This window comes from Alistipes senegalensis JC50 (genome assembly GCF_025145645.1).
Taxonomy (GTDB): domain Bacteria; phylum Bacteroidota; class Bacteroidia; order Bacteroidales; family Rikenellaceae; genus Alistipes; species Alistipes senegalensis.
Window position 1 is genome coordinate 257,965 of sequence record NZ_CP102252.1, and the last position, 25,841, is coordinate 283,805.

Genomic DNA, 25,841 nt, shown 5'->3' on the forward strand with positions numbered 1-25,841 from the left:
AAAGCCTCCCGTCCGTTTGGGAATAACCGCGGATTTTATTATATTTGGTGTCGTAACGACACTTTTATATATCAATCGGAGCGTTTCGCCGAACCGCACGCACCCCGGGTTTGGCGCTGTCCGTTCTTTTCGCTATATTTGATTCGTAACGACACTTTGACTTATGCCTATGCTGTTGCTCGCACATATAAACCTGACGCTGCCGCTCGAAGACCCGATCCTGAAATTCATGCTGATCCTGGTCATCATCCTCACGGCTCCGCTGCTGCTGAACAAACTCAAAATCCCCTATTTGCTGGGGCTCATCATCGCGGGCGCGGTGATCGGCCCCCACGGCCTGAACCTCGTGCTGCGCGACAGCAGCATCATTCTCTCGGGAACGGCCGGCCTGCTCTACATCATGTTCCTCTCGGGATTGGACATGGACATGTCCGATTTCAAGAAAAACAGCTGGCGAAGCCTCGTCTTCGGCCTCTACACCTTCTGCGTGCCGCTCGCCCTGGGCATCCTGGCCGGGCATTACGTCCTGGGATTCCCGATCTACTCCTCGATCCTGCTCGCCGGGCTCTTCGCCTCGCAGACGCTCATCGCCTACCCCATCGTCAGCAAACTCGGCATCGCCCGCGACAAGGCCGTCACCATAGCCGTCGGCGGCACGGTCATCACCGACACGCTGGCCCTGCTGCTGCTCACCGTGATCGTCGGCATGGCCACGGGCAACGTGGACGAGATGTTCTGGTGGCGGCTCGGCGGCTCGGTGCTCCTCTGCATCGCCATCATCGTCTTTCTCTTCCCGCTGCTGGCCCACTGGTTCTTCAAACAGTGCAGCGACAACGTTTCGCAGTATATCTTCGTGCTGGTGATGGTCTTTCTGGGCGCCTACCTCGCCCAGCTGGCGGGATTGGAGCCGATCATCGGCGCATTCCTCTCGGGACTGGCCCTCAACCGTCTGATCCCCCGCACCTCGCCGCTGATGAACCGCATCGAATTCGTCGGCAACGCCATCTTCATCCCCTTCTTCCTGATCGGAGTGGGCATGCTCATCGACTACCGCGCCTTCTTCCGCGACTGGGAGAGCCTCGAGGTGGCGGCCGTCATGATCGTGCTCATCACCACGGCGAAATTCATCGCGGCGTGGCTCACCCAGAAGACCTTCCGCCTCTCGCGCGACCAGCGGACGGTGATTTTCGGCCTGAGTTCGGCCCACGTGGCGGCGACGCTGGCCGCCGTGATGGTGGGCTACAACGTCATCCTGGGCCACACGCCCGACGGCGAACCGATCCGTCTGCTCAGCGAGAGCGTGCTCAACGGCACGATCCTGATGATTCTGGCCACGTGCACCGTCTCGACTTTCGCCACGCAGCGCGGCGCCCACAACATCGCCATCCGCAACACGCACGATCCCGAGGAGAAGAGCCCCAAACGGGAGGACCACATCCTGATCCCGGTGGCCGACGAAGGCACGGCCAACGAACTGGTCGGGCTGAGCGCCATGCTCAAACGGGCCAAGGAGCCCAACGGACTCTACGCCCTGCACGCGGTGGACAACCAGATCGAGGACCCCAACGTCGAAAAACGGGCCCAGAAGATCCTCGATGCGGCGGCCACGGCGGCTGCGTCGGGTGACATCTATTTGCAGGAGCTGCTGCGCTACGACGTGAACATCTCCAACGCCATCGTCAGCGTGGTCCGCGAACGCAACATCACCGACATCGTGATGGGCATGCACCACGGAGCGCCCGCCGTCCCGGGCATACCCGCGATTCCGGGCATCCACGGCGGCACGGGCCCGGGCATCGGCAAGATGGCCGCCGACGTGCTGGCGCGGAGCAACGTCACGACCTTCATCTACCACCCCGCACAACCCCTGACGACCATCAAACGCCACCTGATCGTGGTGCCCGAGAAGGCCGAGCAGGAGGCGGGATTCCAGATGTGGCTGCGCCGCATCCGTTATCTGGCCGAGAATTCGGGCGTCAAGATCGTGGTCTTCGCCCCGGCGACGACGATGGAGTACCTGCGTCCGAAAGGCCGCAAACGCACGGCGAACCTCGATTTCGTGCCGTTCGAACTGTGGGACGACCTGCCGTCGCTCGAACACGACCTGCGCGACGACGACTGTCTGTGGTTCGTGATGAGCCGCCGCGAAAGGGTCTCCTACCACCCCGCCATGAGCCGCATCCCGGCCATGCTCGAACACGTTTTCGCCGCATACAGCTCCGTGCTGCTCTATCCCGTGCAGGCGGGCGACACCGAAAGCCGGTATATCTGACGGAAATAAATTTGGCATTCCCCCCGGTTTGCGCTATCTCTTGGTGCCGTAACGGCACTTTTAGAAAGAGTAAGGGCGTTTTGCCTTATCTGTTTTTCGTATCTTTGGCTTCGCCTTAGATACTCCGCCTCGGAAAAAATGCAGGAGAGCTTGCTTTTTTCTCTCGGCTTATTCGTATTTTGGCTGCCGCCGAAGATACTTTCGCTCGGCAAAATGCAGGTAAACTTGCTTTTGCCCTCGCTTATTCGTATCTTTGCCGTAAAATAAAAAAGGAATATGAGCCTTGTAGCAATCGTTGGCCGTCCGAACGTCGGCAAAAGCACCCTCTTCAACCGCCTCGTGGGCGAGCGGAAGGCGATCGTCGATGCGACGGCCGGAACCACCCGCGACCGCCACTACGGCAAAACGGACTGGAACGGCAAAGAGTTCTCCGTGATCGACACCGGCGGGTACACCGTCAATTCGGAGGACATCTTCGAAGACGAAATCCGCCGTCAGGTGCTGCTGGCCATCGACGAGGCCGACGTGATCCTCTTCCTCGTGGAGGTCCGGACAGGCATCACCGACCTCGACATGATGATGGCAGACATCCTGCGCCGCACCTCGAAAAAGGTGATCCTCGTCTGCAACAAAGTCGATAACAACGACCAGATCTATTCGTCGCACGAGTTTTACGCACTCGGGCTGGGCGATCCCTACTGCATCTCGTCGATGTCGGGAACCGGCACGGGCGACCTGATGGACGCCATCCTGGCCGCCCTGCCCGCCGAAGCCGCCGCCGAGGAGGACGACGATCTGCCCCACATCACCATCGTAGGGCGTCCCAACGTCGGGAAATCGTCGCTCACCAACGCCCTGCTGGGCGAGGAGCGCAACATCGTGACCTCGATCGCCGGAACCACCCGCGACTCGATCCACACGCGCTACAACAAATTCGGGATGGATTTCTACCTCGTCGATACGGCCGGCATGCGCAAGAAGGGCAAGACGATGGAGGACCTCGAATTCTACTCGGTGATGCGCTCGATCCGGGCCATCGAGAATTCGGATGTCTGCATCCTGATGATCGACGCCCAACAGGGGCTCGAATCGCAGGACCTGAACATCCACAACCTGATCGTCCGCAACCGCAAGGGATGCGTCATCGTGGTCAACAAATGGGACCTGGTTGAGAAGGACAGCAACACGATGAAGGAGTGGACGGAGTTTCTGAAAAAGAAGTTCGCGCCGTTCAACGACATTCCGATCATCTTCACCTCGGTGCTGAACAAACAGCGCATCTTCGATGTGCTGCAAACCGCGATCCGCGTCCACCAATCGCGCAAACGGCGCATCCCGACCTCGGAGCTCAACGATTTCCTGCTGCCGCTGATCGAGAACTACCCGCCCCCCGCGACCAAGGGCAAATACATCAAGATCAAATACGTCACCCAGCTGCCGACGCCGACGCCCCAGTTCGCGTTCTTCGTCAACCTGCCGCAGTACATCAAGGAGCCCTACCGCCGCTTCCTCGAGAACAACATGCGGGAAAAATGGGATTTTTCGGGAGTGCCGATGCAGATCTACTTCCGACAGAAATAAGGCGGCCCCGCGCACGGGCAACCGTCAAAAACCTCTCCTGTCACGGGAGAGGTTTTTTCATGCCTGTTCCGTCCGGACACAATATTGGCTGTTATCAGCTTAAATCATTGTGCTATCGATCATTCGATTGCCATTCACAGAATCATGCCGTATATTTACACGAAACCATCCTGTCTCCGTTAAATGAAAAGCATTATGGACAAAAAGAAACTGACAGCCGAGAACGGCCGGCCGATCGCCGACAATCAGAACATTCAGACCGCAGGCGTCCGGGGACCCGTGACGCTGCAAGATCCGTGGTTCCTCGAAAAACTCGCTCATTTCGACCGCGAGGTCATTCCCGAACGGCGCATGCACGCCAAGGGTTCCGGTGCATTCGGCACCTTTACGGTCACGCAGGACATCACCCGATACACGCGCGCCTCGGTCTTCGCCCAGGTCGGCAAAAAGACCGAATGCTTCGTGCGCTTCTCGACCGTGGCCGGCGAACGCGGCGCAGCCGATGCGGAGCGCGACATCCGAGGCTTCGCCATGAAATTCTACACCGATGCGGGCAACTGGGACCTCGTGGGCAACAACACCCCGGTATTCTTCCTGCGCGACCCGCTGAAATTCCCCGACCTGAACCACGCCGTGAAACGCGACCCGCGCACCAACCTGCGCTCGGCCAACAACAACTGGGATTTCTGGACCCTGCTGCCCGAAGCGCTGCATCAGGTGACGATCACCATGTCGCCGCGGGGCATTCCGGCCTCGTACCGCCACATGCACGGATTCGGAAGCCACACATACAGTTTCTACGACAAGGACAACCGGCGCACTTGGGTGAAGTTCCACCTCAGGACCCAGCAGGGCATCAAAAACCTGACCGACGCCGAGGCCGAAGCCCTCGTAGGCAAAGACCGCGAATCGCACCAGCGCGACTTGTACGACGCCATCGAACGCGGCGATTTCCCGCGCTGGACGATGTACGTGCAGCTGATGACCGAAGAGGAGGCCCGCAACTACAAACTCAATCCGTTCGACCTGACAAAAGTATGGTATCACAAGGATTTCCCGCTGCACGAAGTCGGTGTCCTGGAGTTGAACCGCAATCCGGAGAACTACTATGCGGATGTCGAGCAGTCGGCGTTCAACCCCATGAACATCGTCGAGGGCATCGGTTTCTCGCCCGACAAGATGTTGCAGGGCCGTCTGTTCTCCTACGGCGACGCGCAGCGTTACCGACTGGGCGTGAACCTCATGGAGATTCCCGTGAACAAGCCCCGCTGTCCGTACCACGCGTTCCACCGCGACGGGCGGATGCGCACCGACGGCAACTACGGTTCGGCCAAAAGCTACGAACCCAACAGCTACGGCGAATGGCAGGACAATCCCGCCCTCAAAGAGCCGCCCCTGGCCGTGAACGGCGACGTATTCAACTACGACGAACGCGAGCTGGACGACGATTATTTCACCCAGCCCGGACTGCTGTGGCGCATAATGTCGCCCGAGGACCAGCAGGCGACCTGCGAGAACACGGCGCGCGCCATGAGCGATGCCGAACTGTTTATCAAACAGCGCCATGTGCGTCACTGCTACTACGCCGACCCGGCCTACGGCAAGGGCGTGGCCGAAGCGCTCGGGATCTCGCTCGAAGAGGCGCTCAAAGCCGAAGACCCCGCACATCCCGCGTGGGACCCCCGCCGGCGTAAGACGCCGGTATTAGAGGGCGAAGGACAGTATTAACGCTGGTCCACCTTCCTGCGCCACCGGCGTAAGACGCCGGTATTAGAGGGCAAAGGACGGTATTAACGCGGGGTTCACCTTTCTGCGCCACCGGCGTAAGACGCCGGTCTCAGAATAATCCCGCACCCGCAAAAAGAAATCGGGGCGGTCTGAAAATATCAGACCGCCCCGATTTTTACTGCTGCGAACTCTCGCCCCCTGAAACCGGCGTCTTACGCCGGCGGTTGCGTCCGCCGCGGTGACGACGGCGGTCGCGCGTGCCGCGGTTGCCCTCGCCGCGCCCCGAAGCGTGATCGCTGTCCGGGGAGGCAGGCTGTGCGGCGGCAGAAGCCGCGTCCCCGGCTGCCGGGCGTTCGCTGCGGCGGTTCCGGTCATTGCGCCCCGAACGGTCACCGCGTCCGCCGCGCCCACGCCCGCCGGAACGTCCCCCGCTACGTCCTCCGCGTCCGAAACGGCCGCGGTTCTCGTCGGGAGCGTATTTCGGTCCCTCACCCACGCTTTCAGGAAGCTCAGCCTTGCGGATGTCGCGCTCGATGAACTTCTCGATCTGATGGAACTTGCCCTGCTCCTCCTCGCTGACGAACGTCACGGCGCTGCCCGTGGCCGCCGCGCGGGCCGTACGGCCGATGCGGTGGATGTAATCCTCGGGATCGTGCGGCACGTCGTAGTTGAGCACCAGACCGATGTCCTCGATGTCGATGCCCCGGGCGACGATGTCCGTGGCGACGAGTATCTTGACCTTGTTGTTCTTGAAATTGAGCATCACCTCCTCACGCTGGGCCTGCTCCAGGTCGGAGTGCATGGCCGCCACGTCGAGTTTCATCCGTTTGAGCGTATGGGCCAGCTCCTTGACCTTGAGCTTCGACGACGAGAAGATGATCGTTTTCGAATCGGTCGGCTCGGCGAACAGTTCGCGGATGATGCCCAGCTTCTGATTCTCGTAGCAAATGTAGGCCGACTGGTCGATGGCCTCGTTGGGCTTCGAAATGGCGATGTTGACCTCCGCGGGATTGCGCAGGATGGTCTTGGCCAGCTCGCGGATCTTCGGGGGCAGCGTGGCCGAGAACATGATCGTCTGCCGCTCCCTGGGCATGTACGAAACGATCTTCATGATGTCCTCCGAGAAACCCATGTCCAGCATGCGGTCGGCCTCGTCGAGAATGAGGTATTCGACGTGCGAAAGGTCCACGCCGCTGTTCTGCAAATGGGCGATCATGCGGCCCGGAGTGGCGATCACCACGTCGGAACCGCTCAGCATGCCTTTCTTCTGGATGTCCCAGCCCTTGCCGTCGCCGCCGCCGTAGACGACCGTCGTCGAGATCGGGGCATAGTAGGAAAAACCCTGGAACTGCTGGTCGATCTGCTGCGCCAGCTCGCGCGTGGGCACGATGATCAGCGATTTCACCACATTGTCGGGATTCCCTTCCAACAGCAGTTTGTTCAGCAGCGGCAGCGTATAGGCCGCGGTCTTTCCCGTTCCGGTCTGGGCGCAGCCGATAATGTCGCGGCCATCCAGAATCACCGGAATCGTATGCTCCTGCACGGGAGTCATCTCGTGGAAGTTCATATCTTCGAGACCGTCGAGAATTTCATCTTCCAGATCGAGTTCATCGAAACGCATAAAACAGAAATTTTTAATTCTTAATCGTTTAATTCTTCACTGCGCTTTTCGGTGACGACATCCCCGAAAAGCGTCGCAGGCGTGCAGCCCGTGATGCGGACGTGAACATAGTCGCCGACCCCGTGGTCCCCGCGGTCGAACACCACCACCTTGTTCTGCGAAGTGCGGCCCGAAAGCTGGTTCCGGTCGCGCTTCGACTCGCCCTCGACCAGCACCTCGAACTCCCGGCCCACGTCGCGCAGGTTGCTCGCATGTCCCAGTTCGTTTTGCAGGGCGATGATCTCCTGCAAGCGGCGCGACTTCACCTCGTCCGGCACGTCGTCCGGCAGGTGCTTTTCGGCGAAGGTCCCGGGGCGTTCCGAATACTTGAACATATAGGCGAATTCATACCCCACCTCGCGCATCAGCGAAAGGGTCTGCCGGTGCTCCTCCTCGGTCTCGCCCGAGAATCCCGCGATCAGGTCGGTGGTGATCGCACAGTCGGGCAGATGGCGGCGGATGGCGGCGATGCGGTCGAGATACCACTCGCGCGTGTATTTGCGGTTCATGCGTTCGAGCATCGACGTGGCGCCCGACTGGGCCGGAAGATGGATCGAACGGCAGATGTTGGGCATCTCGGCCATGACTTCCAGCAGTCGGTCGCTCATGTCCTTGGGATGCGACGTGGCGAAACGCACGCGCAGCAGCGGCGAAACCTCCGCCACACGGCGGATCAGCTCGGGAAAGCCGGTCTCCCCGGCGCGATAGGAATTGACGTTCTGCCCCAGCAGCGTCACCTCGCGGTAGCCGTTCTCGAAAAGGCTCCGCACCTCGGCGACGATGGTCTCCGCATCGCGGCTCCGCTCGCGGCCCCGGGTATAGGGCACCACGCAGTAGGAACAGAAGTTGTTGCATCCGCGCATGATCGCCACGAAGGCGCTCACGCCGTTGCGGTCGAGACGCACGGGAGCGATCTCGGCATAGGTCTCCTCGGTCGAGAGCAGCACGTTGACGCCCTTGCCGCCGGCCTCGGCCTCGCGGACCAGGCGCGGCAGATCGCGGTAGGCGTCGGGCCCGGCCACGACATCGACGCCGTGGGGCCCTTCGACCAGCTTTTCGCGCAGACGCTCGGCCATGCAGCCGATGATGCCCACCACCAGCCCCGGACGTTCGCGCCGGTAGCGCTTCATCTCGGCCAGCCGGCCCCAAATGCGCTGCTCGGCGTTGTCGCGGATCGAACAGGTGTTGATGAGTATGACATCGGCCTCGCCGATCCGGTCCGTATAGACGTAGCCCTCGCGCTGCATGATGGCGACGACCGTCTCGGTGTCGCTGACGTTCATCTGACAGCCGTAGGTCTCGATGAACAACCTGCGTCCCGCTCCTTCGAGCGGCCTCAATGTATTGATATTAAACCCCAATTTTTAATTCTTAATTTTTCATTCTTAATTGCGAAGCCCGCTATTCCGCGTGTATCTCGTTCTTCTCGGGGAACTGCTTGAAGCCCTCCCCGAAGGTTTCATAGGCGTCCGTCACCACGACGAAAGCCTTGGGGTCGATCTCCCGGATCTTGTGCTGCACCAAGTGAACCTCCTTGCGGCTCACCACCAGGAAGATCATGTCGCGTTGCGAATCGGTGTACATGCCCTTCGACTTGATATAGGTGGCGCTGCGGTCCAGGTCGTCGATGATGAAGCGTTTCATCTCCTCGTGGTGGTCGCTGATGATGAACAGCAGCTTGTCGTACGACGCGCCGTCGAGCAGGTAGGCGACCACCCGCGAAGAGATATAGATCGTGATGAGCGAATAGAGCGTCAGCATCCAGCCGTTCGCGGCCGCCTCGTCCGTGCCGATGCCGAAGCCGATCACCGCCAGTCCCGACAGCACGACGAAGCCGTCGGCCAGCAGGATGCCCGTCGAGAACTTGATCCCGGCGAACTTCTGCAACAGCATGCCCACGATGTCGGTACCGCCCGTGGTCGCCTGCTGGCGCACGACGATACCCAGCCCAACGCCGATCACCACGGCGCCGATGACGCACGCCAGCAGCAGGTCGTTCGAAAGGTCCAGCCGTCCGCCCAGCAGCTGCGACGGGTCCAGCGCCTCGACCGCCTCGGGGCTCGGGTAGACCAGCCGCGTGAGGATGTTCATGAAGCCCGGCGTGTAGAGCGCCGCCAGCACCGTGCGCGTGCCGAACCCGCCGCCGAATACGAGCGCGGAGATCAGCATCAGCGGAATGTCGAACATGTAGCCGAACGTACCGACCTGGATCGAGGGGAAGATGTTGTGCAGCACGATGCCCATGCCGTAGACCCCGCCCGGCACCAGTTTATAGGGATTGATGAAAAGCACGAATCCCGTGCCCATGATCGAGCAGCCGAGAAAAATCAGAAACCACGAGCGCCACCACGCCCACGAGCCCATCGGTTCGAGCAAAGCCTTTGTGTTCATATCGTTGTCCGTTTATCCGGCAAAGACAGCGCAAGCCGAGAGCAGAGGCGAATTTATCCGAGCTATGCCGAGGCGCCGCCTGTCCAAGCGGAGATTTATCCCACAAAGATACTAAATTCTCCGGAAATGCAGGCGCCGGGGCAGGAATTTTCGGCCGCACGGTCCATATCTGAAATTTTTTATTACATTTGCATGAACAATCAACAGCCAAGAAAAAGATGATTCTGACTATTTATACGGCTACCACCATGATTATCATCGCCTATCTGCTGGGCTCGATTCCGAGCGCCGTGTGGATCGGCAAGAAATACTACGGCATCGACATCCGCGAACACGGCTCGAAAAACGCCGGAACGACCAACATGCTCCGCGTGCTGGGCCGCCGGGCCGCCCTGCCGGTCTTCGCGCTCGACTTCCTGAAAGGATTCGTGGCCGTGACCTTCATCGAACTGATGCAGTACGACGACCTGATCGGCATGAACGACATCATCAACCTCAAGATCGGAGCCGTCTTCGCCGCCGTGCTGGGCCACATCTTCCCGATCTTCGCGGGATTCCGCGGCGGCAAGGGCGTGGCCACGCTCGTCGGAGCCGTGACGGGCATCTATCCGCCGGTGGCGCTGCTCTGCTTCGGCGTCTGGTTCGTGATGCTGATGGTGTCGCACTACGTGTCGCTCTCCTCGATGGTCGCCGGATGCTGTTTCCCGGTCTTCACGCTCATCTCGCCCAAGGTCAACGGATCGACCCCCTTCGTGGTCTTCTCGTTCGTGATCGCCGTCCTGCTGATCTACACCCACCGCAAGAACATCGAACGCCTGAAAGCCGGCACCGAATCGAAAATCTACATCTGGAAGCCCCGGCGCATGAATCCCGGCGACGGAGCGGAACGGAAAGACAAGGACCACGGCCCGAAATAGCCCTGCGCCCGTTTCGGACGGAATCTTCGGTAAAACAGGATATTTTTTCACCGACGACATGCGTCAGGAACGTTTTTTTGCGTTATATTTGCGCCGCGATCGGCATTCATCAATGCAAGAGATATGTTACAGGAAAACCTGCTGAAAATATACGAAACGAGTTTTCGGGAAAACCGGGAAATGTCGGCCCTCACCGACTATTTCAAGAACGAAACCTTTTCGTATTACGAAATGGCCAAGGAAATCGCCAAACTGCACCTGCTTTTCAAGAAAGCCGGGATCAAACAGGGCGACAAAATCGCGCTGATCGGCCGCAACAACCCCCGCTGGTGCATCACCTACATAGGAACCATCACCTACGGCGCCGTGATCGTGCCGATCCTCCAGGATTTCACCCCCGCAGATGTCATCCACATCATCAACCACTCGGAAAGCCGCCTGCTGTTTCTGGGCGACAACTTCTGGGACGTGATCGAAGAGGACCAGATCAAACAGATCGAAGCCGTCTTCTCGCTCACGGACTTCCATGTGGTGTACGAGCGCGACGGGAAATCGCTCACCAAGTTCCAGCGCGACATCGTGAAGAACTACCGCGCCAAATATCCGCGCGGATTCAGCATAAACGACATCAAATACGCCGAAATACCCAATGACCAGGTCGTCCTGCTGAATTACACCTCGGGGACGACGGGCTATTCCAAGGGCGTGATGCTCACGGTGAACAACCTCACGGGCAACGTGGTGTTCGCCATGACGATGATCAACACCCAGACCGGACAGCACTATTTCCAGAAAGGCGGACGCACGCTGTCGTTCCTGCCGCTGGCCCACGCCTACGGCTGCGCCTTCGATTTCCTGGCGCCGCTGGCCGTCGGCGGGCACATCACCCTGCTGGGCAAAATCCCGGCGGCGAAGATCCTGCTCGAAGCGATGGCCGTCGTGAAACCCACGGTCATCTGCTGCGTGCCGATGATCCTCGAAAAGGTCTACCGCAAGCAGGTGCTCCCGATGCTGGAAAAGGGCCCGATGTCGATAGCCATGAAGATTCCGCTGCTCAACTCGGCCATCTACTCGGTGATCCGCAAGAAGCTGATGGACGCTTTCGGCGGCAACGTCGGGATTTTCATCGTCGGCGGCGCCCCCATGAACCAGGAAACCGAATCGTTCCTGATGAAGATCAAATTCCCGATCACCATCGGCTACGGCATGACCGAATGCGCCCCGCTCATCAGCTTCACCCCCGACAACGAGTTCAAGGCGGGTTCGTGCGGCCGTTATCTGAAAGGGCTGCTCGAAGTGAGGATCGACTCGGGGGACCCCGAGCACGAAGCCGGAGAGATTCTCGTCCGCGGCGAACACGTGATGAAAGGGTATTACAAGAACGACAAGGACACCCGGAAAGTTCTCGACGAGGAGGGATGGCTCCACACGGGCGACATGGCCACGATGGACCCCGACGGCACGCTCTACATCCGCGGCCGCTCGAAAACCATGATCCTGTCGGGCAACGGACAGAACATCTATCCCGAGGAGATCGAGGACAAGCTCAACAACATGTACCTCGTGCTCGAATCGCTGGTCCTCGAAGGCGACAACGGCCGCCTCAAAGCGCTGGTGGTCCCCGACTACGAACAGGCCGAGAGCGAAGGCGTGGACAAATCGGAACTGCCGCAGATCATGCAGAACAACTTGCAGGAACTCAACGCGCAGCTGGCCGCCTACGAACGGGTCGCGGAGATTGCGATCTACCCCACCGAATTCGAAAAGACCCCCAAACGAAGCATCAAACGCTACTTATACGCACCTTCGCTATTGAGCAAATAACACGCGCCGCAGGCAGGTAACCACTTGGATTCTCTATCCCAAATTCTTCATAGTCACTTGAATCCAATTTCTAACAAATGAGGCGTCACTGATTAGTTCGGTTACCTGCTTTTTCACTCCCCGGCTCCTGCGGAACCGGGGATTTTTTTGCTCCCGTCCGGCTTTTTTCCTATCTTTACCCCATGAAGATCCAGAAAAAACAAGCCATCGGCGAAAACCTGCTCTACGTGATGGTCTGGGCGGCCATCATCCTGGTTCCCGTGCTCAACTCCCAGATGATGTCGGAGATGCACGTCAATCTGGAAAACGTGCTGATCGCATGGCGGCAGATAGCCCCCTATCTGATCATCTTCCTCATCCACAACGCCATCATCGCTCCGCGCTACGTGCTCCGGCGCAAGTACGGAAAATACCTGCTGAGCAACCTTGCGCTGATCATCAGCGTCTTCTGGCTGGTGCAGATCTACGAGGCCCATCTCTCGGACCATCTCCCCCAACAGGCCGATTCCGAAACGCTCGACGCCTACCGCAAGGCGTCGTTCTCCAATCTGGAGATGTATTGGAACGTGGTGCTGGGCTTCTTCATGACCGGCGCCAACACGGGCATCAAGCTCATCTACCAGTCGATGCGCGACGAACAGCAGATGGAGGTGCTCAAACGCCAGAACCTCCAGGCCGAGATGGACTACCTGAAATACCAGATCAACCCGCACTTCTTCATGAACACGCTCAACAACATCCACGCGCTGATCGACATCGACACCGAGTCGGCCAAGAACGCCGTGATCGAGCTCTCGAAGATGATGCGCTACGTGCTCTACGACTCGGGGCGCGAGATCATCTCGCTGAACCGCGACATCCAGTTCCTGAAAAATTACATCGAACTGATGCGCATCCGCTACACCGACGACGTGGACATCCGCGTGGAGTATCCCCGCGACCTGCCCGAGCAGGTGTCGATCCCCCCGCTGCTGCTGATCGTGTTCGTCGAGAACGCCTTCAAGCACGGCATCAGCTACAACCGTCCGTCGTTCATCCACCTGCGGATCGAATATGCCGACAAGACGGTCACCGGCACGCTCTCGAACAGCCGACACCCGGCTGCCGCGGCCAAACAGGCCGGCATCGGGCTGGAAAACGTCCGCAAGCGCCTGGCCCTGATCTACGGCGAAAAAAACTACACGCTCGACATCCGCGAGGAGGAGCAGACCTATACCGTAAAACTCGTAATCCCGACGCTCAATGCTTAAATGTATCGCCATCGACGACGAGCCGCTGGCTCTGCGTCAGCTGACAAGCTATATCTCGAAGATTCCCTATCTGGAACTCGCGGCAACGTTCAACAACGCCCTCGAAGCGCAGCAGATGCTGACCGGGCAAAGCGTGGACCTGATCTTCGTGGACATCAACATGCCCGACCTGAACGGTGTGGACTTCGTCCGCGGGCTGATCGAGCGCCCGATGATCATCTTCACGACGGCCTATTCGGAGTACGCCGTCGAGGGCTTCAAGCTCGACGCCGTGGACTACCTGCTCAAACCCTTCGGATTCGCCGACTTCAACCGTTCGGCCGCCAAGGCCAACTCGCTCTACGAACTGCGCCACAACCAGCGCACGCCCCAGGAGGGCGAATCGGAAGCGCTGCCCAAGGACAAGGAATACATCTCCGTCAAGGCCGACTACAAGGTGTCGCTGGTGAAAATATCGGACATCGTCTACCTCGAAAGCGAAGGCGAATACGTGCGCATGCACCTCATCGACGGCTCGACCATCACCACGCTGTTCCGGCTCAAAAACATGGAAGCGGCGCTGCCCTCGGAACTGTTCATGCGCGTACACCGCTCGTATATCGTCAACCTGCGCATGATCAAAGCCTACGTCAAGGGGCGCATCTTCCTGAGCGACACGGAATACGTGCCGATCGGCGAGAATTACAAAGAGGCTTTCCAGGGGTATATCGACAAGAATTTCAAGAACCTCTGAGCGGGTTCGCGGACTACGGGCGGGAGGGCTCTCCGGAGAGGTCCGGGAATCCGTCGAGCTGGACGTATCCGCCGTCGCGGCACTCGCAGCAATAGTGCCGGAGGCCGTTGGTGAGGATGATATAACGGGCGCCGAGCACCGAATTGTAACGCACGGCCTGCGCGAGCGTCTGCCGCCCGACGGGGATGCCCGGAGCCTTGCACTCGGCCAGCAGCAGCGGCTCGGCCCGGTCGCCCACAACCACCACGTCGGCCCGCTGGGGCTGTCCGTTGAGCGCCACGGCATACTCCTGAACGACGCGCTTGGGCAGCACCCCGCAGTGCGAAACGAGATAGGCGATCAGGTGCTGCCGCACCCACTCTTCGGGCGTCAGCACGAGGTAGATTCCCCGCAGGGCATCCCACACCTCCACAGCGTCGCCACGGCGGCGGGCACGCAGCCGGATGGCCGGAAAATTGAGTTTAGGCAGCTCGGACATCGCAGTATCGAAAAATTTCCGTAACTTTACGCAGGACAAATATACGAACTTATGCGGACTATCCTTTCGACCATAGCGCTTTTTTCCCTCTGCGGACTCTTCGCCCAGGAGTATGTGCCCACGCACGGACGCGAACTGCCCCGCGGCGAACTGCTCGCATACCCCTCGGCCGAAGCGGCCACGGCGTCCGACGGCGGCGACAACCGCTATTTCACGCGGCTGACGGAGTGGAGTCTCGACGGCAACGTCTTCTCGACCGATTTCACCGTGCCTTTCGCATGGGCCAACCGGCAGGTTCTTTTCCATCTGGGATGGGCCTCGGGCGACTACGAACTGCGCGTGAACGGCCGTCCGGCAGCCTGCAACGCCGACGGCAACACCCCGGCGGAATTCAACCTGACCAAGCTGACGAAGGAGGGACGGAACTCGCTCGAAATCGTCGTCGCGCAACCCTCCCCCACGGCGCCGCTCGAAAGCTGGAAAGAGGCGCCCCGGCCCGCCATCGGAGGGGCCTGGGTGATGAGCCAGCCGACGCTGCATATCCGCGATGTCATTACCCGGACCCGGCTCGCCGAGGACGGCAGCGCCACGGCCGAAGTGGCCGTCGTGCTGAAAAGCGACGCCCTCAATCCGCGCACGTCGCGCATCCACTACGAACTGCTCGACCCGACGGGCGAACGCGCCGCCGCAGGCCACAAGGATTTCACCCTCGACATGCGGCGCGAAGATACGCTGCGTTTCCTGACCCGCATTCCCCTGAACATGCTGTGGTGCGCCGAACTGCCCACGCAGTACACGCTGCGGCTCAAAACCCAGCACGAAGGCCGCTATGTCGAGTTCCTCGAATTCCGACCCGGATTCCGCGCGGTGGAGATGCACGACGGCCGGATGTCGGTGAACGGACAGCCCGTGACGCTGCGCGTGCGCGAAGTGCCCGCCTCGATCACCGAGAACGAAATCGCCGCACTCCGCGAACAGGGATACAACACGCTCAAACTGCTTCCGGGTCCCGTACCCGAATCACTGCTGAATTTCTGCGACATGCAGGGACTCTACGTAATCGCGCAGGCCCCGATCGACACCCGCCGCAGCGGGGATTCGCGCCGCCGGGGCGGCAATCCGTCCAACGCTCCGGAATGGCTCGGAGCCTACCTCGAACGCACGGAGAACAGCTACCATACGACCAAGCGCCACCCTTCGGTAGTGGCGTTCTCGCTGGCCGTGAAGTCGTCCAACGGCATCAACCTCTACGAAAGCTATCTGAATATGAAGCGTTTCGACGATACGCGGCCGTTCATCTACCCCGATGCGGGCGGCGAATGGAACAGCGACAAGCTGACGCTGGAATAACCCTTTGAAACGGAAAAAGCGGAATCGCAGTGAAATTTTTCCGGCAAAATTTTTGGAGATAAAAAAATTATAGCTACCTTTGCACTCGCAATCGGATAACGATTGATGCCTCTTTAGCTCAGTTGGTAGAGCACGACACTCTTAATGTTGGGGTCCAGGGTTCGAGCCCCTGAGGGGGTACAAAACAAAAAGACTGATAATCACACGATTATCAGTCTTTTTTTATATACCAATCTCTGAAATTCCAGCTAAAACAGACCAAAAACAGGTATTTTCAATGATTTTGTGTTACCTATTGTGATACCTGTTTAGAGGTAACACAAACTTTCCTATTTCATCTGATAATCCGACAACATTATGATTATCAGCATTCAACCAATATGCAGAAAAGATAAGATCAGACAAGATGGAACAGTCTTGGTATATCTCCGGTTTACCCATAACCGGGAAAGGCGTTATGTAAGCACCGGAATCTATATCCAAGCTAAGGACTGGAACTCCGAGACCCAGCACTTTATAAATGAAAATTCAGAAAATGAAGAAATCCGGCTGCAAATCGAGAGCATCAGATATAAGTACATCAAGCGGCTGAAACAACTGGAGGTATTGGATAAAGAAATCACATTGGATGCCCTGCTCGACGAGAAAAAGATAAAGACTGCCGCATATACCGTGAAAGAGTGTCTGGAGCAAACTATCAAACGGTTGGAAACTTTGGGAAAATACAACTCTGCTTCCAAGCACAAAACAGCATTATCCCTATTCATGCAATTCAAATCCACCCCAACCCGGTTGGAAGAAATCAACTTTCAGCTTTTGGAAGAATTTGAATTATTCCTTATTCAACGGGGCAACCAAAGCAACAGCATTGCCACAAAATTCAGCCTATTGAAAGCAGCCTATAACAAAGCCGCAGAAGAAGGAAAATTCACGCCTAAAATCAATCCATTCATCAAATTCAAGGTAGGCAAATTGTGGACCTCCACCCATAAACGAGCTATTGCCAAACAACACATTATCCTCATAGAAAACTACTCCCCGCAATGCACCAACACAGAATACATCCTATTGGCCCGTGATATTTTTCTTTTCAGCTACTATACTGCCGGAATCAATTTCGGTGACATGGCACGGCTGAAACAGGAAAATATTGCAGGCGGGAGGCTCTATTACACGCGGCATAAAACCGGGAAATTACTTTCTTACAAATTGATGCCTAAAGCATTGGAGATAATACAACGATACCAGAATCCAGCTTCTGAGTATCTATTTCCAATCCTTAACAGCAGTCACAAAACAGAGTTGCAGAAATTCAACCGGATTCACAAAGCCCTTGCTAAAACCAACAAGGCCCTGAAACAAATCGGCGAGGAGTTGAAAATACCAAATAAACTGACCACTTATGTAGCAAGGCACAGTTATGCAACAGTCCTTAGAAGAGCTGGGGTTGCAACCTCTATTATCAGTAGTTCTCTGGGACACAGTTCTGAAAAAGTCACCCAAATTTATCTGGATAGTTTTGAAAATAAACAGATTGACGAGGCAATGCAACATCTTGTATAAAGTTAAGGGGAACGGCAATATTCCCCTTAACTTTTGCTATATTTGCTCAGATAGATAGGTTTTGTATTAAAATGTTAAGTGAGCAAATATGATTGATTTGGAAGATATGGATGATATCGCAGCAGAGGTTGCAGATATCATGGGAAATGGGAATTTAGACCTTTCCAATTTGAATTTTTCTGTTTTACAGGAGTTTCCTGATGAGGTCGAGATCAACGTACCAGCAGTAAAGGAGGAGGAGAAGACGATTTTAGTAGCAACACCTCAACTTTCTGCACCAACAGTTACAACCAAACAGTCTGTTCCTAATACTTATAAAGACCTGCATGATTCAGCGGATGGGTGGATATCACTATCCGCTGAGGATAAGGAGGCTCTTATGGATCAGGAGATAAATCAGCTATCAGACCTGCCCTTGGAGATAGGCTTCCCAGGCAATGTGGATGAAATAATGAATGCCCTTGAACAGGGAACACCTGTCCCCATTCCTGTTGGAAGCGATAGTGTACAGTTGAAGCTATCTTTTTATATGGATAAGATGCCTCACGGCATTGTGGATAAGCAGTTAGCAGGCATTGGAGCAACTTCATTGGAAATTGATTCAAAAAGAAATTCCATCATTGTATTTCCGACCAAGATTCTGGCCTACAACAAATGGCAGCGGAATAAGACCAAACTTCTTTATGTCGGAGGAAAAATCAATGACGAGAGAGATACGACGAGCATAAAAGAAATCCAAGATTATCTGTCCGACGATAAAGTAGTATACAAGAAATTCCTTGTAGTGGCTGACAGTCTATACAAACTATTGCAGATCATCGAAAAAGAGCGCTACAAGGATTATTTTCTGATGATTGACGAGGTGGACATGATTCAGTCGGAGAGTAATTACAGGCCCCGTTTGGAATCCCTTATAGACCATTACTTTGAATTTCCTCCCAAGAACAGATGTCTTGTGACTGCAACGATGAGGGAGTTTTCCAATCCCCGCCTGCAACAGGAGTGTCGGTTCAATATATCATGGAAAGATGCTCCCAAACGCAAGATACAACTCTATTACACGGATAATTTGGATGCTTTGACCGCACAGCAGATTCAGTCAATCGACAAAGCCGAAAAAATAGTGGTTGCATTTAACTCGATTCGTCATTGTAAGAACATCATAAAACTGCTTTCCGAGGAAACCCGAAAAGAGTGCACAATTATGTGTAGTGACTCCTCTCAAGACGAGGCAGGAGATTACTATGGAGAGTTAAGTTCGGGAAACAAACTACCTAACAGGATTAACTTTATTACGAGTTGCTATTTTGCAGGAGTAGATATTAAGGACTGCTACCACCTTATTACAGTTTCCAATGCACAGCAAAACTACCAGATGCTTTCATTGGATAAAATGACACAAATATATGGGAGATGCCGAATTACCGGAGGAATATTAAGTGATATTATTATTTTCAACTCTCGAGAAAAATGGAACACAGATACAGCAAAAGACTATCAATCCTCTTTACTGAAACAGGCATCTGCTATTCTCCGACTACAACAAATTGCAACAGAACTGGGAGAATCAGACCAAGATTTACAGGTTTTATTTGAATTGGTTAAATCAGGCATCCGGGAAAAGGGCGTGATTAACATACCTAAAGAAGAAGCTGTCAGATTGACCAGAAGAAATATCTTCAAGAAAGATGTTACAGCCTATATGAATATAGACTATCTGGTTGAGCGTCAAAAATTAGGAAATACTATTTATGATTCATACAATCATTTGGAATTTGCATTGAAAAAATTGGGACATAATGTTGAATTTCAATATAAATACGGCTCAATCCCTATTTCAGAGGAGCAGAAAAAAATAGAAACAGCAAGTAAAGATGAATTACATGCTTTCATTGATGCCCAACTCTCTGAAATGATAGAGGACCTAAGAGAGATTACCAAATCAAGACACCTTACAGGAGGAGAAAAGCAAGAACTTCAGTCCAAGAAAGGTTGTTCTACATTTGTGTATAGGTTCTATCAACTTCAAGAATATGCAGATGCCGACACCCTTATTAGCCATCTATGGGAAATCCGGCATAGCGATAAGAGAGCTTACAAAAATCTGCAAAATGCCGCTGTATTCTGGGCTTTAGATGATAAGCACCCATTCAAACGGGATTTACTCAGGGTATTCAAGATCGGCAGAAAATATAAAGCCTCGGAGATACACGAACTGATGGCTCCACTTGTCAAATATCATCTCCACAAGACTATTAAACAGCGGGCGGCAGTAAGTCTGCTTAAAGCCTTGTTCTTGATAGAAAGACCTAAAACTTACCTCATAAAGGGCAAAAATCCGGCAAGGTTTAAAAAACACGGGAGCCTGAGAATAGCAAAGACAGAAGAAAATCTGCTAAAATATTTTATGCTATAAAATGCTGATTATCTAAAAAATAGCCACCAAAATATTTGCAAAAATCAAAAATTTTACTTATATTTGTATTGTCTTTCAGGAGGTTATTCCCTCCGAAAATCCGAATATAAGTTTTAATTTTTAAGTGTGTTCGCATTTTATGCGAATCTATACTACCTACCTTTATTTACTATTAAATAATAATAGTAGGTAATATAGAACAGCCTAAAATACGGACACCATTTTTGCAATCTATGAAAAATTATACGGTTATACCCAATGAGGCAGCCGAAAAGTTGTCTTCAAATGATTTATTCGTCTTTACTGTCTTATCCCTGACAGCCCACGATGATAACACGACGGATGTTACCTATGAGCAATTAGCCGGATTTACTGGAAAATCCATCGGCTATATAAAAGATCATTTTGCCAAAAGATTGGAAAGTAGCGGACTTTGCACCATTGAGGGCTTTGTAAGAGCGGGTAACAGGCGGAAAAAATATACTCTGCCCTCTGTAACAGACAATTTCCGCATCATCCGCAGGGAAATATTGGAAGATAGTAACCTATCATCCGAGGAAAAGGGATTTCTGATAGCCCTCTATTGCATTTCTGTCAACAACACATTCAACATGGGTTTATCTGGAACACAAGCTATAAAGAAATTGGGTATTTCAAGAACTGCCTATTACAAGCATTTAAAGGCTCTGCAAGAAAAAGGTTATATAGATTTTGTCGGAGATTATCCCCAAAATCCTCAATTTGCCAATAACCCCGAGTCGTTAATGCTAACCTGTGATTGGTTAGGGCATCGGAATTATAAAGAGTGGTTACATGGGCATGAACCGTTTGAGCATGAAACATCTAAAACGCTATTTATCTTTTACCGAAATTGCTCAGATAACTTACCATATAATCATAAAACTAAGTGCGCATAAGGGCGGGAGTATCCAACTCCTGCCCTGTTTTTTAAGTAAATGAATCTGTTATAGTTGACAAACATTATTATTAACAAGACATTATTTCCTGACCTCTAAGTTATAACTATTTTATTTTTTAATTTTTTTCGGTTTTATCCGCATAAATCCGTTCCAATCCACTCTCGACCCCTCCCCGCCTTTGGCGGTGGGGATAGTTCCCCTGCACAACTATTCAAAATCAACTTTGTGATATGGAAAGCAATCTGAAATTCATTAAGACGTGGGAGGTAGCCCAGTTCAAGGCCCAGCAGGGCGTCGAGAAACTGGAGGTAAAACAGAATCCTCACACAGGCAAGGTGTTCTTTGTCTATGGCCTTGAAACAGGCCCTTGCAGTCGGAAAGTAGAGACAGGACAGCTGACAGACCCGGTAGTGTCTCAGGTGTGCAACTCCGAGACAGGAGAGATGTTTATGATGCTCCATCAGCGGGGCGAGGGAGGAGCACCTACATTGGCCGTGTTTTAGACTGATTCTCTTTTATACATTATACAGGCAGGAGGCTTTGGGGCTTTCTGCCTGTTTTTTATTCATCGAACCAATTAATACGCTATGTTACACATCCGCCCCTCTACAAGGAAACAGGCCAAGATCAAATTGGCTCTCCAAGGCTGTGCAGGTTCGGGCAAAACCTATTCAGCCCTCCTGTTAGCCTATGGCATGACCTCTGACTGGTCTAAAATTGCCGTCATAGATTCAGAAAATGGCTCTGCCGATCTCTATGCTCACCTCGGGGCCTATAATGTGGTCTCCCTCGGTGGTGATTATTCCCCGGAGAATTACATCGAGGCCATCACCTTATGTGAAAATGCAGGCATGGAGGTAATCATCGTGGATTCCATTTCCCAATGCTGGGACTACCTGCTGGATTTCCATGCAGGACTGCAAGGCAACTCCTTTGCAAACTGGGCCAAGGTCACACCCCGTCAGAATGCCTTTGTACAGAAAATCCTGCAATCTGCGGTGCATATCATCTGTACCATGCGCACCAAACAGGATTATGTGCTCAATGAAAAGAACGGCAAGATGGTCCCGGAGAAAGTGGGCCTTAAAGCCATGCAAAGGGATGGCATGGACTATGAATTTACCGTCGTTCTGGATATAGACCTCAAACACCATGTGCAGGCTTCCAAAGACAGAACAGGTCTGTTCATGGGCCGTCCCGAGTTTACCATCACTCCTAAAGTAGGCCAAGCCATCCTGAACTGGTGCAACCTCAATCCTCAATCAAACATCATTCAACCCCAAACCCCTCAAAACTATGGAAACAGCGCTCCGACTCCATCCCGTTAGACAAGAGATCATTCCTCTGCCGGCACAGCATCCTATCAACATTACACAGCCGCTCAGGACGGATAAAACCACACCCTTTATAGAGGCCAATACCAAAGAGGTTTCACTCCGCCACCTGCAAAGTGATTGTGTAGTCCCGGTTTTCTCCAAAGATAATGAGGTAACCATTTCTCACCCTGCCTTTGTGGAGACAGTCCATGAGGCTGCCCAGCAGTTCTTCCGGGGAGAGGCCATCGACAGCCCCGAAATAAGGGTGAGCCATATCATCAAGGGCCGAATCCCCGAGGCCATCCACAAACCCGTGAACCAGCTTTTGGAGACAGACAAGACCATCTACTATGAGCGAATGATGTTCTGCTTTGAAATCCCCACTATCCACGAGGACATCGACGGAAATCCCTTAAAGCTGACCATAGGAGGAGTAAGGGCCTACAACCATGAAAACCTCTACAACAAGAAATCCACGGAGAAATTCAAGGTCTTTGTAGGTTTTCAGAATAGGGTCTGCTGTAACATGTGTGTAAGTACGGACGGCTACAAGAGTGAGATCAAGGTAATGAATACACAGGCCCTCTTTCAGGCTGTCATGGAGCTGTTTCAGCTCTATAATCCCGAGAGACACACAAGGCAGATGCAAACCCTCGTGGACTCTTCCATGACAGAACATCAGTTCGCTCAGTTCTTGGGAAAGTCGAGGCTTTATCAATGCCTGCCCCAGGAGGATAAAAAGAGACTGCCCCAACTGCTGATAACCGACACCCAAATCAATCTGGTGGCAAGGGCTTACTACCAAGACGAGGCTTTCGGGGTGGATGCACAGAGCCGAGAGATTTCCATGTGGAAGGTCTACAACCTCCTGACAGGGGCCAACAAGTCCTCCTACATCGACAATTTTCTGGACAGGGCTCTCAATGCCTCGCAACTTGCTGAGGGTATCAACAAGGCTCTTTATGGAGAGTGCGAGTACAAGTGGTTTGTGGAGTAAGACAGACTGTCGGATTTTAGAGCCTGCACCTTATAGGGAAATGGGACAAAAAAATTCGACAGCTTGAAACTTTTCCGCACTTACTTTCTAAATAATTCAAAAGTATGTGCGGAATATTACTCGGGATATTCAATCAACAGAGGCAGCCCCGAAGTATTCCCATATTTTTATGGAATACAACTCTCTCTACCCCCCCCCTGCCTTTTTCCTCCATTATGATATGAAAGTTGAATGATGCGCACTTAGTTGCTTATATAACACAAACTATCTGCGCGGGAGTTGTACATCTATCTTCCTTTATATTATGGAAAGATAGGTGTACAGACTCTCTAAAAGAGCGCCGGGAATTATCTTTTGTCTGAAATTTGTGTATTTTTGTGCGTATGGATGACAAGTTGCAACAGATCGACACCCTTTTAGGTGAACTGAATCAATACAGGGCTAATGAGAATTACCGCATCACAGAGGCTCTGGAGATTGAGTATACCTATGACAGCAACCGCATTGAGGGAAATACCCTGACCCTCCATGAAACGGATATGGTGGTCAACAAAGGTATTACCATTGCAGGCAAAGGACTGAGGGAGCATTTGGAAGCTATCAACCATAAAGAGGCCATTGATTTTATCAAGGACATAGCCCAAAAGAAAGAGCCGATCTCGGAACGTGTGCTGTTGGATATTCATGCCATTGTCCTGCACAGCATAGATAAGGACAATGCCGGGAAATACCGCCGTGTACCTGTCATTATCAGCGGCAGCAAGCATATTCCTCCCCAGCCTTACCTGTTACAGCCCAAAATGGATGAGTTGTTTCAATGGTACGAGGCAAACAAGGATTCCATGCACCCGGTTGTATTGGCAGCTCAAATGCACGAGAAACTGGTGTCTGTCCATCCCTTTATTGATGGGAATGGCAGGACAGCCCGTCTGTTGATGAATCTGATATTGATGCAACATGGCTATCCTATTGCCAATATCAAAGGAGACAATGAGACGAGGCGACGCTACTATGAGACTTTGGAGGAAGCATCCTCGGGAGATAACTCGGCCTTTGTGGAGTTTATCGAAGATGTGGTAATTCAAAGTCTGACGTACTACCTGAAAATCATCCGGGGATAAACCGGAGATTTGAATACCAACGGGAGGTGTGGAAAAATCCATGCCTCTCTTTTTTTAATCATCCGGAAGTCACGAAGTAGAACTGTCTGAAATTTTTACATTATTCAATTTAATAATCCATGAACGATTTATGGCAAATCCTTATAATTTGGTTGATTATATGCCTTGTGATCTACATCCGGGCAGACCCCCGCAAACAAGAGTAAACATTTCTGAATTTCAATCTTGATTTTCTGAAACTTTAAGCCGAAATTTGTTTCTGCAACAGTCCTAAAAAGAAGGATGAGTTATTGCATTTTCCAAGTTAGTTTCCTACTTTTGTGAGACATACTAACTGACACGGAAAGTGTAAGTTTATTCCCATAAAGCGAATCTGGAAAATTCATTGATGGTGAGAATAAGCGGACTTATCCTTTCGTCGTATACTTACCCAAGTATATAGGCGTAGGGCTGTTGCTTGTTTTATCCATCGAGGTATTCCAGAACCCGCTTTAATAAAATAGGCTTTCAGTCCTGCGCTTTCTTTTTTACTACTAATCCATCTGTTAGGGACGGCAGAAGAAAAAACTACTATTATGGGATTGAAAGATTTACTCAACAAGTCAAATTCAACTTCACAAGAGAATAATGAGTTGCGATGCCGATTACGTGATTTACTGACATTAGCTGCTATTGATGGAGAAATTACAGATAAAGAATCCTTGTTTATATTTAATTTATGCCGTCAAGACGGAATCCAAGTTGAAACTATATCTGGAAATGTAATGAATGCTCCTGATGCTTATCCAAACGACTTTAACCTAAGAGGGAAACACTTGACACAAATGGTTGCTTTGATGATGATTGACGGGGAATGTGCTGAATCTGAAATTAAATACTGCAAGAAAATAGCATCAAAATTAGGCATTGAAGAACAGGCTATTAGTAAACTTGTCGCAGGAATTGCAAATGGTAAAAATAATCTATTAAATGAGTCAGAACGAGAAAGTGCAGTTATAAGTTTTTTATCAAATGGAGGATTTGAAGAATTTACAAAACCGCAAAATAATAACGAAGATACCATTAGACAGAAAATTAGAGCCGGATTTGACCAAAATGTAAAGATAATGACAACTCAATCGCAATACAACGATCCTCTCATGTTGGGATTGGTAGTGAAATCTGCTATCGCAACTTTTTATCAACAGATGAAAAATGATAGCACACTTTTATCTTTGTGTGAATTATATGGTCTTAATTATCAAAGCATATTGAAAGAGGAATGCAACTATGCCCTCCATCGGTACTTAGAGGAATAATCTTTTTCTTTAACACACATAAATAA

General features: G+C 52.9%; 20 protein-coding genes and 1 tRNA gene. 17 read left to right on the forward strand and 4 right to left on the reverse strand.

Going from position 1 to position 25,841, the window contains the following annotated elements; translation table 11 throughout:
- Positions 1–169: 169 nt before the first annotated feature.
- From NQ519_RS00990 to NQ519_RS01000, 3 genes are all read left to right on the forward strand, one after another.
- Entirely contained in the window at positions 170–2,272 is a 2,103-nt protein-coding gene (locus tag NQ519_RS00990; RefSeq protein WP_019149933.1) for a cation:proton antiporter, read from the forward strand.
- Positions 2,273–2,548: 276 nt separating this feature from the next.
- A complete protein-coding gene (gene der / locus NQ519_RS00995) occupies positions 2,549–3,853 on the forward strand; it encodes a ribosome biogenesis GTPase Der (RefSeq protein WP_019149931.1) in 1,305 nt (434 codons plus the stop codon).
- Between the two features lie 195 nt (positions 3,854–4,048).
- A complete protein-coding gene (locus NQ519_RS01000) occupies positions 4,049–5,581 on the forward strand; it encodes a catalase (protein WP_044118687.1) in 1,533 nt (510 codons plus the stop codon).
- Positions 5,582–5,756: 175 nt separating this feature from the next.
- Here NQ519_RS01000 and NQ519_RS01005 read toward each other — a convergent pair whose 3' ends face one another.
- The 3 genes from NQ519_RS01005 to NQ519_RS01015 are packed head-to-tail and all read right to left on the reverse strand — an operon-like array spanning position 5,757 to position 9,632.
- Positions 5,757–7,202 (reverse strand): DEAD/DEAH box helicase, encoded by a 1,446-nt coding sequence (locus NQ519_RS01005; protein WP_019149929.1) that lies wholly within the window; start codon positions 7,200–7,202, stop codon positions 5,757–5,759.
- A gap of 20 nt (positions 7,203–7,222) precedes the next feature.
- On the reverse strand, positions 7,223–8,602 hold the full coding sequence (gene miaB, locus NQ519_RS01010; RefSeq protein WP_044118591.1) for a tRNA (N6-isopentenyl adenosine(37)-C2)-methylthiotransferase MiaB: 1,380 nt from the start codon (positions 8,600–8,602) through the stop codon (positions 7,223–7,225).
- Positions 8,603–8,642: 40 nt separating this feature from the next.
- Positions 8,643–9,632 carry a YitT family protein gene (locus NQ519_RS01015; RefSeq protein WP_019149927.1) on the reverse strand — a complete coding sequence of 330 codons (990 nt, stop codon included), beginning with the start codon at positions 9,630–9,632 and terminating at the stop codon, positions 8,643–8,645.
- A 218-nt stretch (positions 9,633–9,850) separates the two neighbouring features.
- Between NQ519_RS01015 and plsY the strand changes: the two genes are divergently transcribed.
- From plsY to NQ519_RS01035, 4 genes are all read left to right on the forward strand, one after another.
- Positions 9,851–10,549, forward strand: coding sequence for a glycerol-3-phosphate 1-O-acyltransferase PlsY (gene plsY, locus NQ519_RS01020; RefSeq protein ID WP_019149926.1), 699 nt, complete (start codon positions 9,851–9,853; stop codon positions 10,547–10,549).
- A 123-nt stretch (positions 10,550–10,672) separates the two neighbouring features.
- A complete protein-coding gene (locus NQ519_RS01025; protein WP_019149925.1) occupies positions 10,673–12,373 on the forward strand; it encodes an AMP-binding protein in 1,701 nt (566 codons plus the stop codon).
- A gap of 182 nt (positions 12,374–12,555) precedes the next feature.
- Positions 12,556–13,623 (forward strand): sensor histidine kinase, encoded by a 1,068-nt coding sequence (locus NQ519_RS01030; RefSeq protein ID WP_019149924.1) that lies wholly within the window; start codon positions 12,556–12,558, stop codon positions 13,621–13,623.
- Positions 13,616–14,356 (forward strand): LytR/AlgR family response regulator transcription factor, encoded by a 741-nt coding sequence (locus tag NQ519_RS01035; RefSeq protein WP_019149923.1) that lies wholly within the window; start codon positions 13,616–13,618, stop codon positions 14,354–14,356. The genes NQ519_RS01030 and NQ519_RS01035 overlap by 8 nt, the downstream gene beginning before the upstream one ends.
- A gap of 13 nt (positions 14,357–14,369) precedes the next feature.
- Here the strand turns inward: NQ519_RS01035 and NQ519_RS01040 are convergent, their stop codons facing one another.
- The gene (locus NQ519_RS01040; protein ID WP_019149922.1) at positions 14,370–14,834 is read right to left on the reverse strand and encodes a type I restriction enzyme HsdR N-terminal domain-containing protein; all 465 of its coding nucleotides are present in this window, start codon (positions 14,832–14,834) and stop codon (positions 14,370–14,372) included.
- A 51-nt stretch (positions 14,835–14,885) separates the two neighbouring features.
- On the opposite strand from NQ519_RS01040, the gene NQ519_RS01045 reads away from it, so the two are divergent.
- The 10 genes from NQ519_RS01045 (at position 14,886) to NQ519_RS01090 (ending at position 25,815) form a co-directional block, all read left to right on the forward strand.
- Positions 14,886–16,184: a glycoside hydrolase family 2 TIM barrel-domain containing protein gene (locus NQ519_RS01045; protein ID WP_019149921.1), complete on the forward strand. Its 1,299-nt coding sequence runs from the start codon at positions 14,886–14,888 to the stop codon at positions 16,182–16,184.
- A 107-nt stretch (positions 16,185–16,291) separates the two neighbouring features.
- A tRNA-Lys gene (locus NQ519_RS01050) sits at positions 16,292–16,364 on the forward strand.
- 177 nt (positions 16,365–16,541) lie between these two features.
- Positions 16,542–17,747 (forward strand): site-specific integrase, encoded by a 1,206-nt coding sequence (locus NQ519_RS01055; protein WP_019149920.1) that lies wholly within the window; start codon positions 16,542–16,544, stop codon positions 17,745–17,747.
- Positions 17,748–17,835: 88 nt separating this feature from the next.
- Positions 17,836–20,163 carry a DEAD/DEAH box helicase family protein gene (locus NQ519_RS01060; RefSeq protein ID WP_019149919.1) on the forward strand — a complete coding sequence of 776 codons (2,328 nt, stop codon included), beginning with the start codon at positions 17,836–17,838 and terminating at the stop codon, positions 20,161–20,163.
- A gap of 233 nt (positions 20,164–20,396) precedes the next feature.
- The gene (locus NQ519_RS01065; RefSeq protein WP_019149918.1) at positions 20,397–21,080 is read left to right on the forward strand and encodes a hypothetical protein; all 684 of its coding nucleotides are present in this window, start codon (positions 20,397–20,399) and stop codon (positions 21,078–21,080) included.
- Between the two features lie 233 nt (positions 21,081–21,313).
- On the forward strand, positions 21,314–21,586 hold the full coding sequence (locus NQ519_RS01070) for a hypothetical protein (RefSeq protein WP_019149917.1): 273 nt from the start codon (positions 21,314–21,316) through the stop codon (positions 21,584–21,586).
- Positions 21,587–21,670: 84 nt separating this feature from the next.
- Complete coding sequence (locus NQ519_RS01075; RefSeq protein ID WP_019149916.1) at positions 21,671–22,411, forward strand: AAA family ATPase; 741 nt, start codon at positions 21,671–21,673, stop codon at positions 22,409–22,411.
- Positions 22,380–23,396, forward strand: coding sequence for a DUF3871 family protein (locus NQ519_RS01080; protein ID WP_019149915.1), 1,017 nt, complete (start codon positions 22,380–22,382; stop codon positions 23,394–23,396). Before NQ519_RS01075 ends, NQ519_RS01080 begins: the two co-directional genes overlap by 32 nt.
- Positions 23,397–23,779: 383 nt before the next feature.
- Complete coding sequence (locus NQ519_RS01085) at positions 23,780–24,517, forward strand: Fic family protein (protein ID WP_019149914.1); 738 nt, start codon at positions 23,780–23,782, stop codon at positions 24,515–24,517.
- Positions 24,518–25,092: 575 nt separating this feature from the next.
- A complete protein-coding gene (locus NQ519_RS01090; RefSeq protein ID WP_147513148.1) occupies positions 25,093–25,815 on the forward strand; it encodes a hypothetical protein in 723 nt (240 codons plus the stop codon).
- Positions 25,816–25,841: the final 26 nt, after the last annotated feature.

What these genes read in the sequence shown, in the direction of transcription:
- NQ519_RS00990 (WP_019149933.1), top strand. Translation starts at nt 170, where the DNA reads ATGCTGTTGCTCGCACATATAAACCTGACGCTGCCGCTCGAAGACCCG.
- der (WP_019149931.1), top strand. Translation starts at nt 2,549, where the DNA reads ATGAGCCTTGTAGCAATCGTTGGCCGTCCGAACGTCGGCAAAAGCACC.
- NQ519_RS01000 (WP_044118687.1), top strand. Translation starts at nt 4,049, where the DNA reads ATGGACAAAAAGAAACTGACAGCCGAGAACGGCCGGCCGATCGCCGAC.
- NQ519_RS01005 (WP_019149929.1), bottom strand. Translation starts at nt 7,202, where the DNA reads ATGCGTTTCGATGAACTCGATCTGGAAGATGAAATTCTCGACGGTCTC.
- NQ519_RS01015 (WP_019149927.1), bottom strand. Translation starts at nt 9,632, where the DNA reads ATGAACACAAAGGCTTTGCTCGAACCGATGGGCTCGTGGGCGTGGTGG.
- plsY (WP_019149926.1), top strand. Translation starts at nt 9,851, where the DNA reads ATGATTCTGACTATTTATACGGCTACCACCATGATTATCATCGCCTAT.
- NQ519_RS01025 (WP_019149925.1), top strand. Translation starts at nt 10,673, where the DNA reads ATGTTACAGGAAAACCTGCTGAAAATATACGAAACGAGTTTTCGGGAA.
- NQ519_RS01030 (WP_019149924.1), top strand. Translation starts at nt 12,556, where the DNA reads ATGAAGATCCAGAAAAAACAAGCCATCGGCGAAAACCTGCTCTACGTG.
- NQ519_RS01035 (WP_019149923.1), top strand. Translation starts at nt 13,616, where the DNA reads ATGCTTAAATGTATCGCCATCGACGACGAGCCGCTGGCTCTGCGTCAG.
- NQ519_RS01040 (WP_019149922.1), bottom strand. Translation starts at nt 14,834, where the DNA reads ATGTCCGAGCTGCCTAAACTCAATTTTCCGGCCATCCGGCTGCGTGCC.
- NQ519_RS01045 (WP_019149921.1), top strand. Translation starts at nt 14,886, where the DNA reads ATGCGGACTATCCTTTCGACCATAGCGCTTTTTTCCCTCTGCGGACTC.
- NQ519_RS01055 (WP_019149920.1), top strand. Translation starts at nt 16,542, where the DNA reads ATGATTATCAGCATTCAACCAATATGCAGAAAAGATAAGATCAGACAA.
- NQ519_RS01060 (WP_019149919.1), top strand. Translation starts at nt 17,836, where the DNA reads ATGATTGATTTGGAAGATATGGATGATATCGCAGCAGAGGTTGCAGAT.
- NQ519_RS01065 (WP_019149918.1), top strand. Translation starts at nt 20,397, where the DNA reads ATGAAAAATTATACGGTTATACCCAATGAGGCAGCCGAAAAGTTGTCT.
- NQ519_RS01070 (WP_019149917.1), top strand. Translation starts at nt 21,314, where the DNA reads ATGGAAAGCAATCTGAAATTCATTAAGACGTGGGAGGTAGCCCAGTTC.
- NQ519_RS01075 (WP_019149916.1), top strand. Translation starts at nt 21,671, where the DNA reads ATGTTACACATCCGCCCCTCTACAAGGAAACAGGCCAAGATCAAATTG.
- NQ519_RS01080 (WP_019149915.1), top strand. Translation starts at nt 22,380, where the DNA reads ATGGAAACAGCGCTCCGACTCCATCCCGTTAGACAAGAGATCATTCCT.
- NQ519_RS01085 (WP_019149914.1), top strand. Translation starts at nt 23,780, where the DNA reads ATGGATGACAAGTTGCAACAGATCGACACCCTTTTAGGTGAACTGAAT.
- NQ519_RS01090 (WP_147513148.1), top strand. Translation starts at nt 25,093, where the DNA reads ATGGGATTGAAAGATTTACTCAACAAGTCAAATTCAACTTCACAAGAG.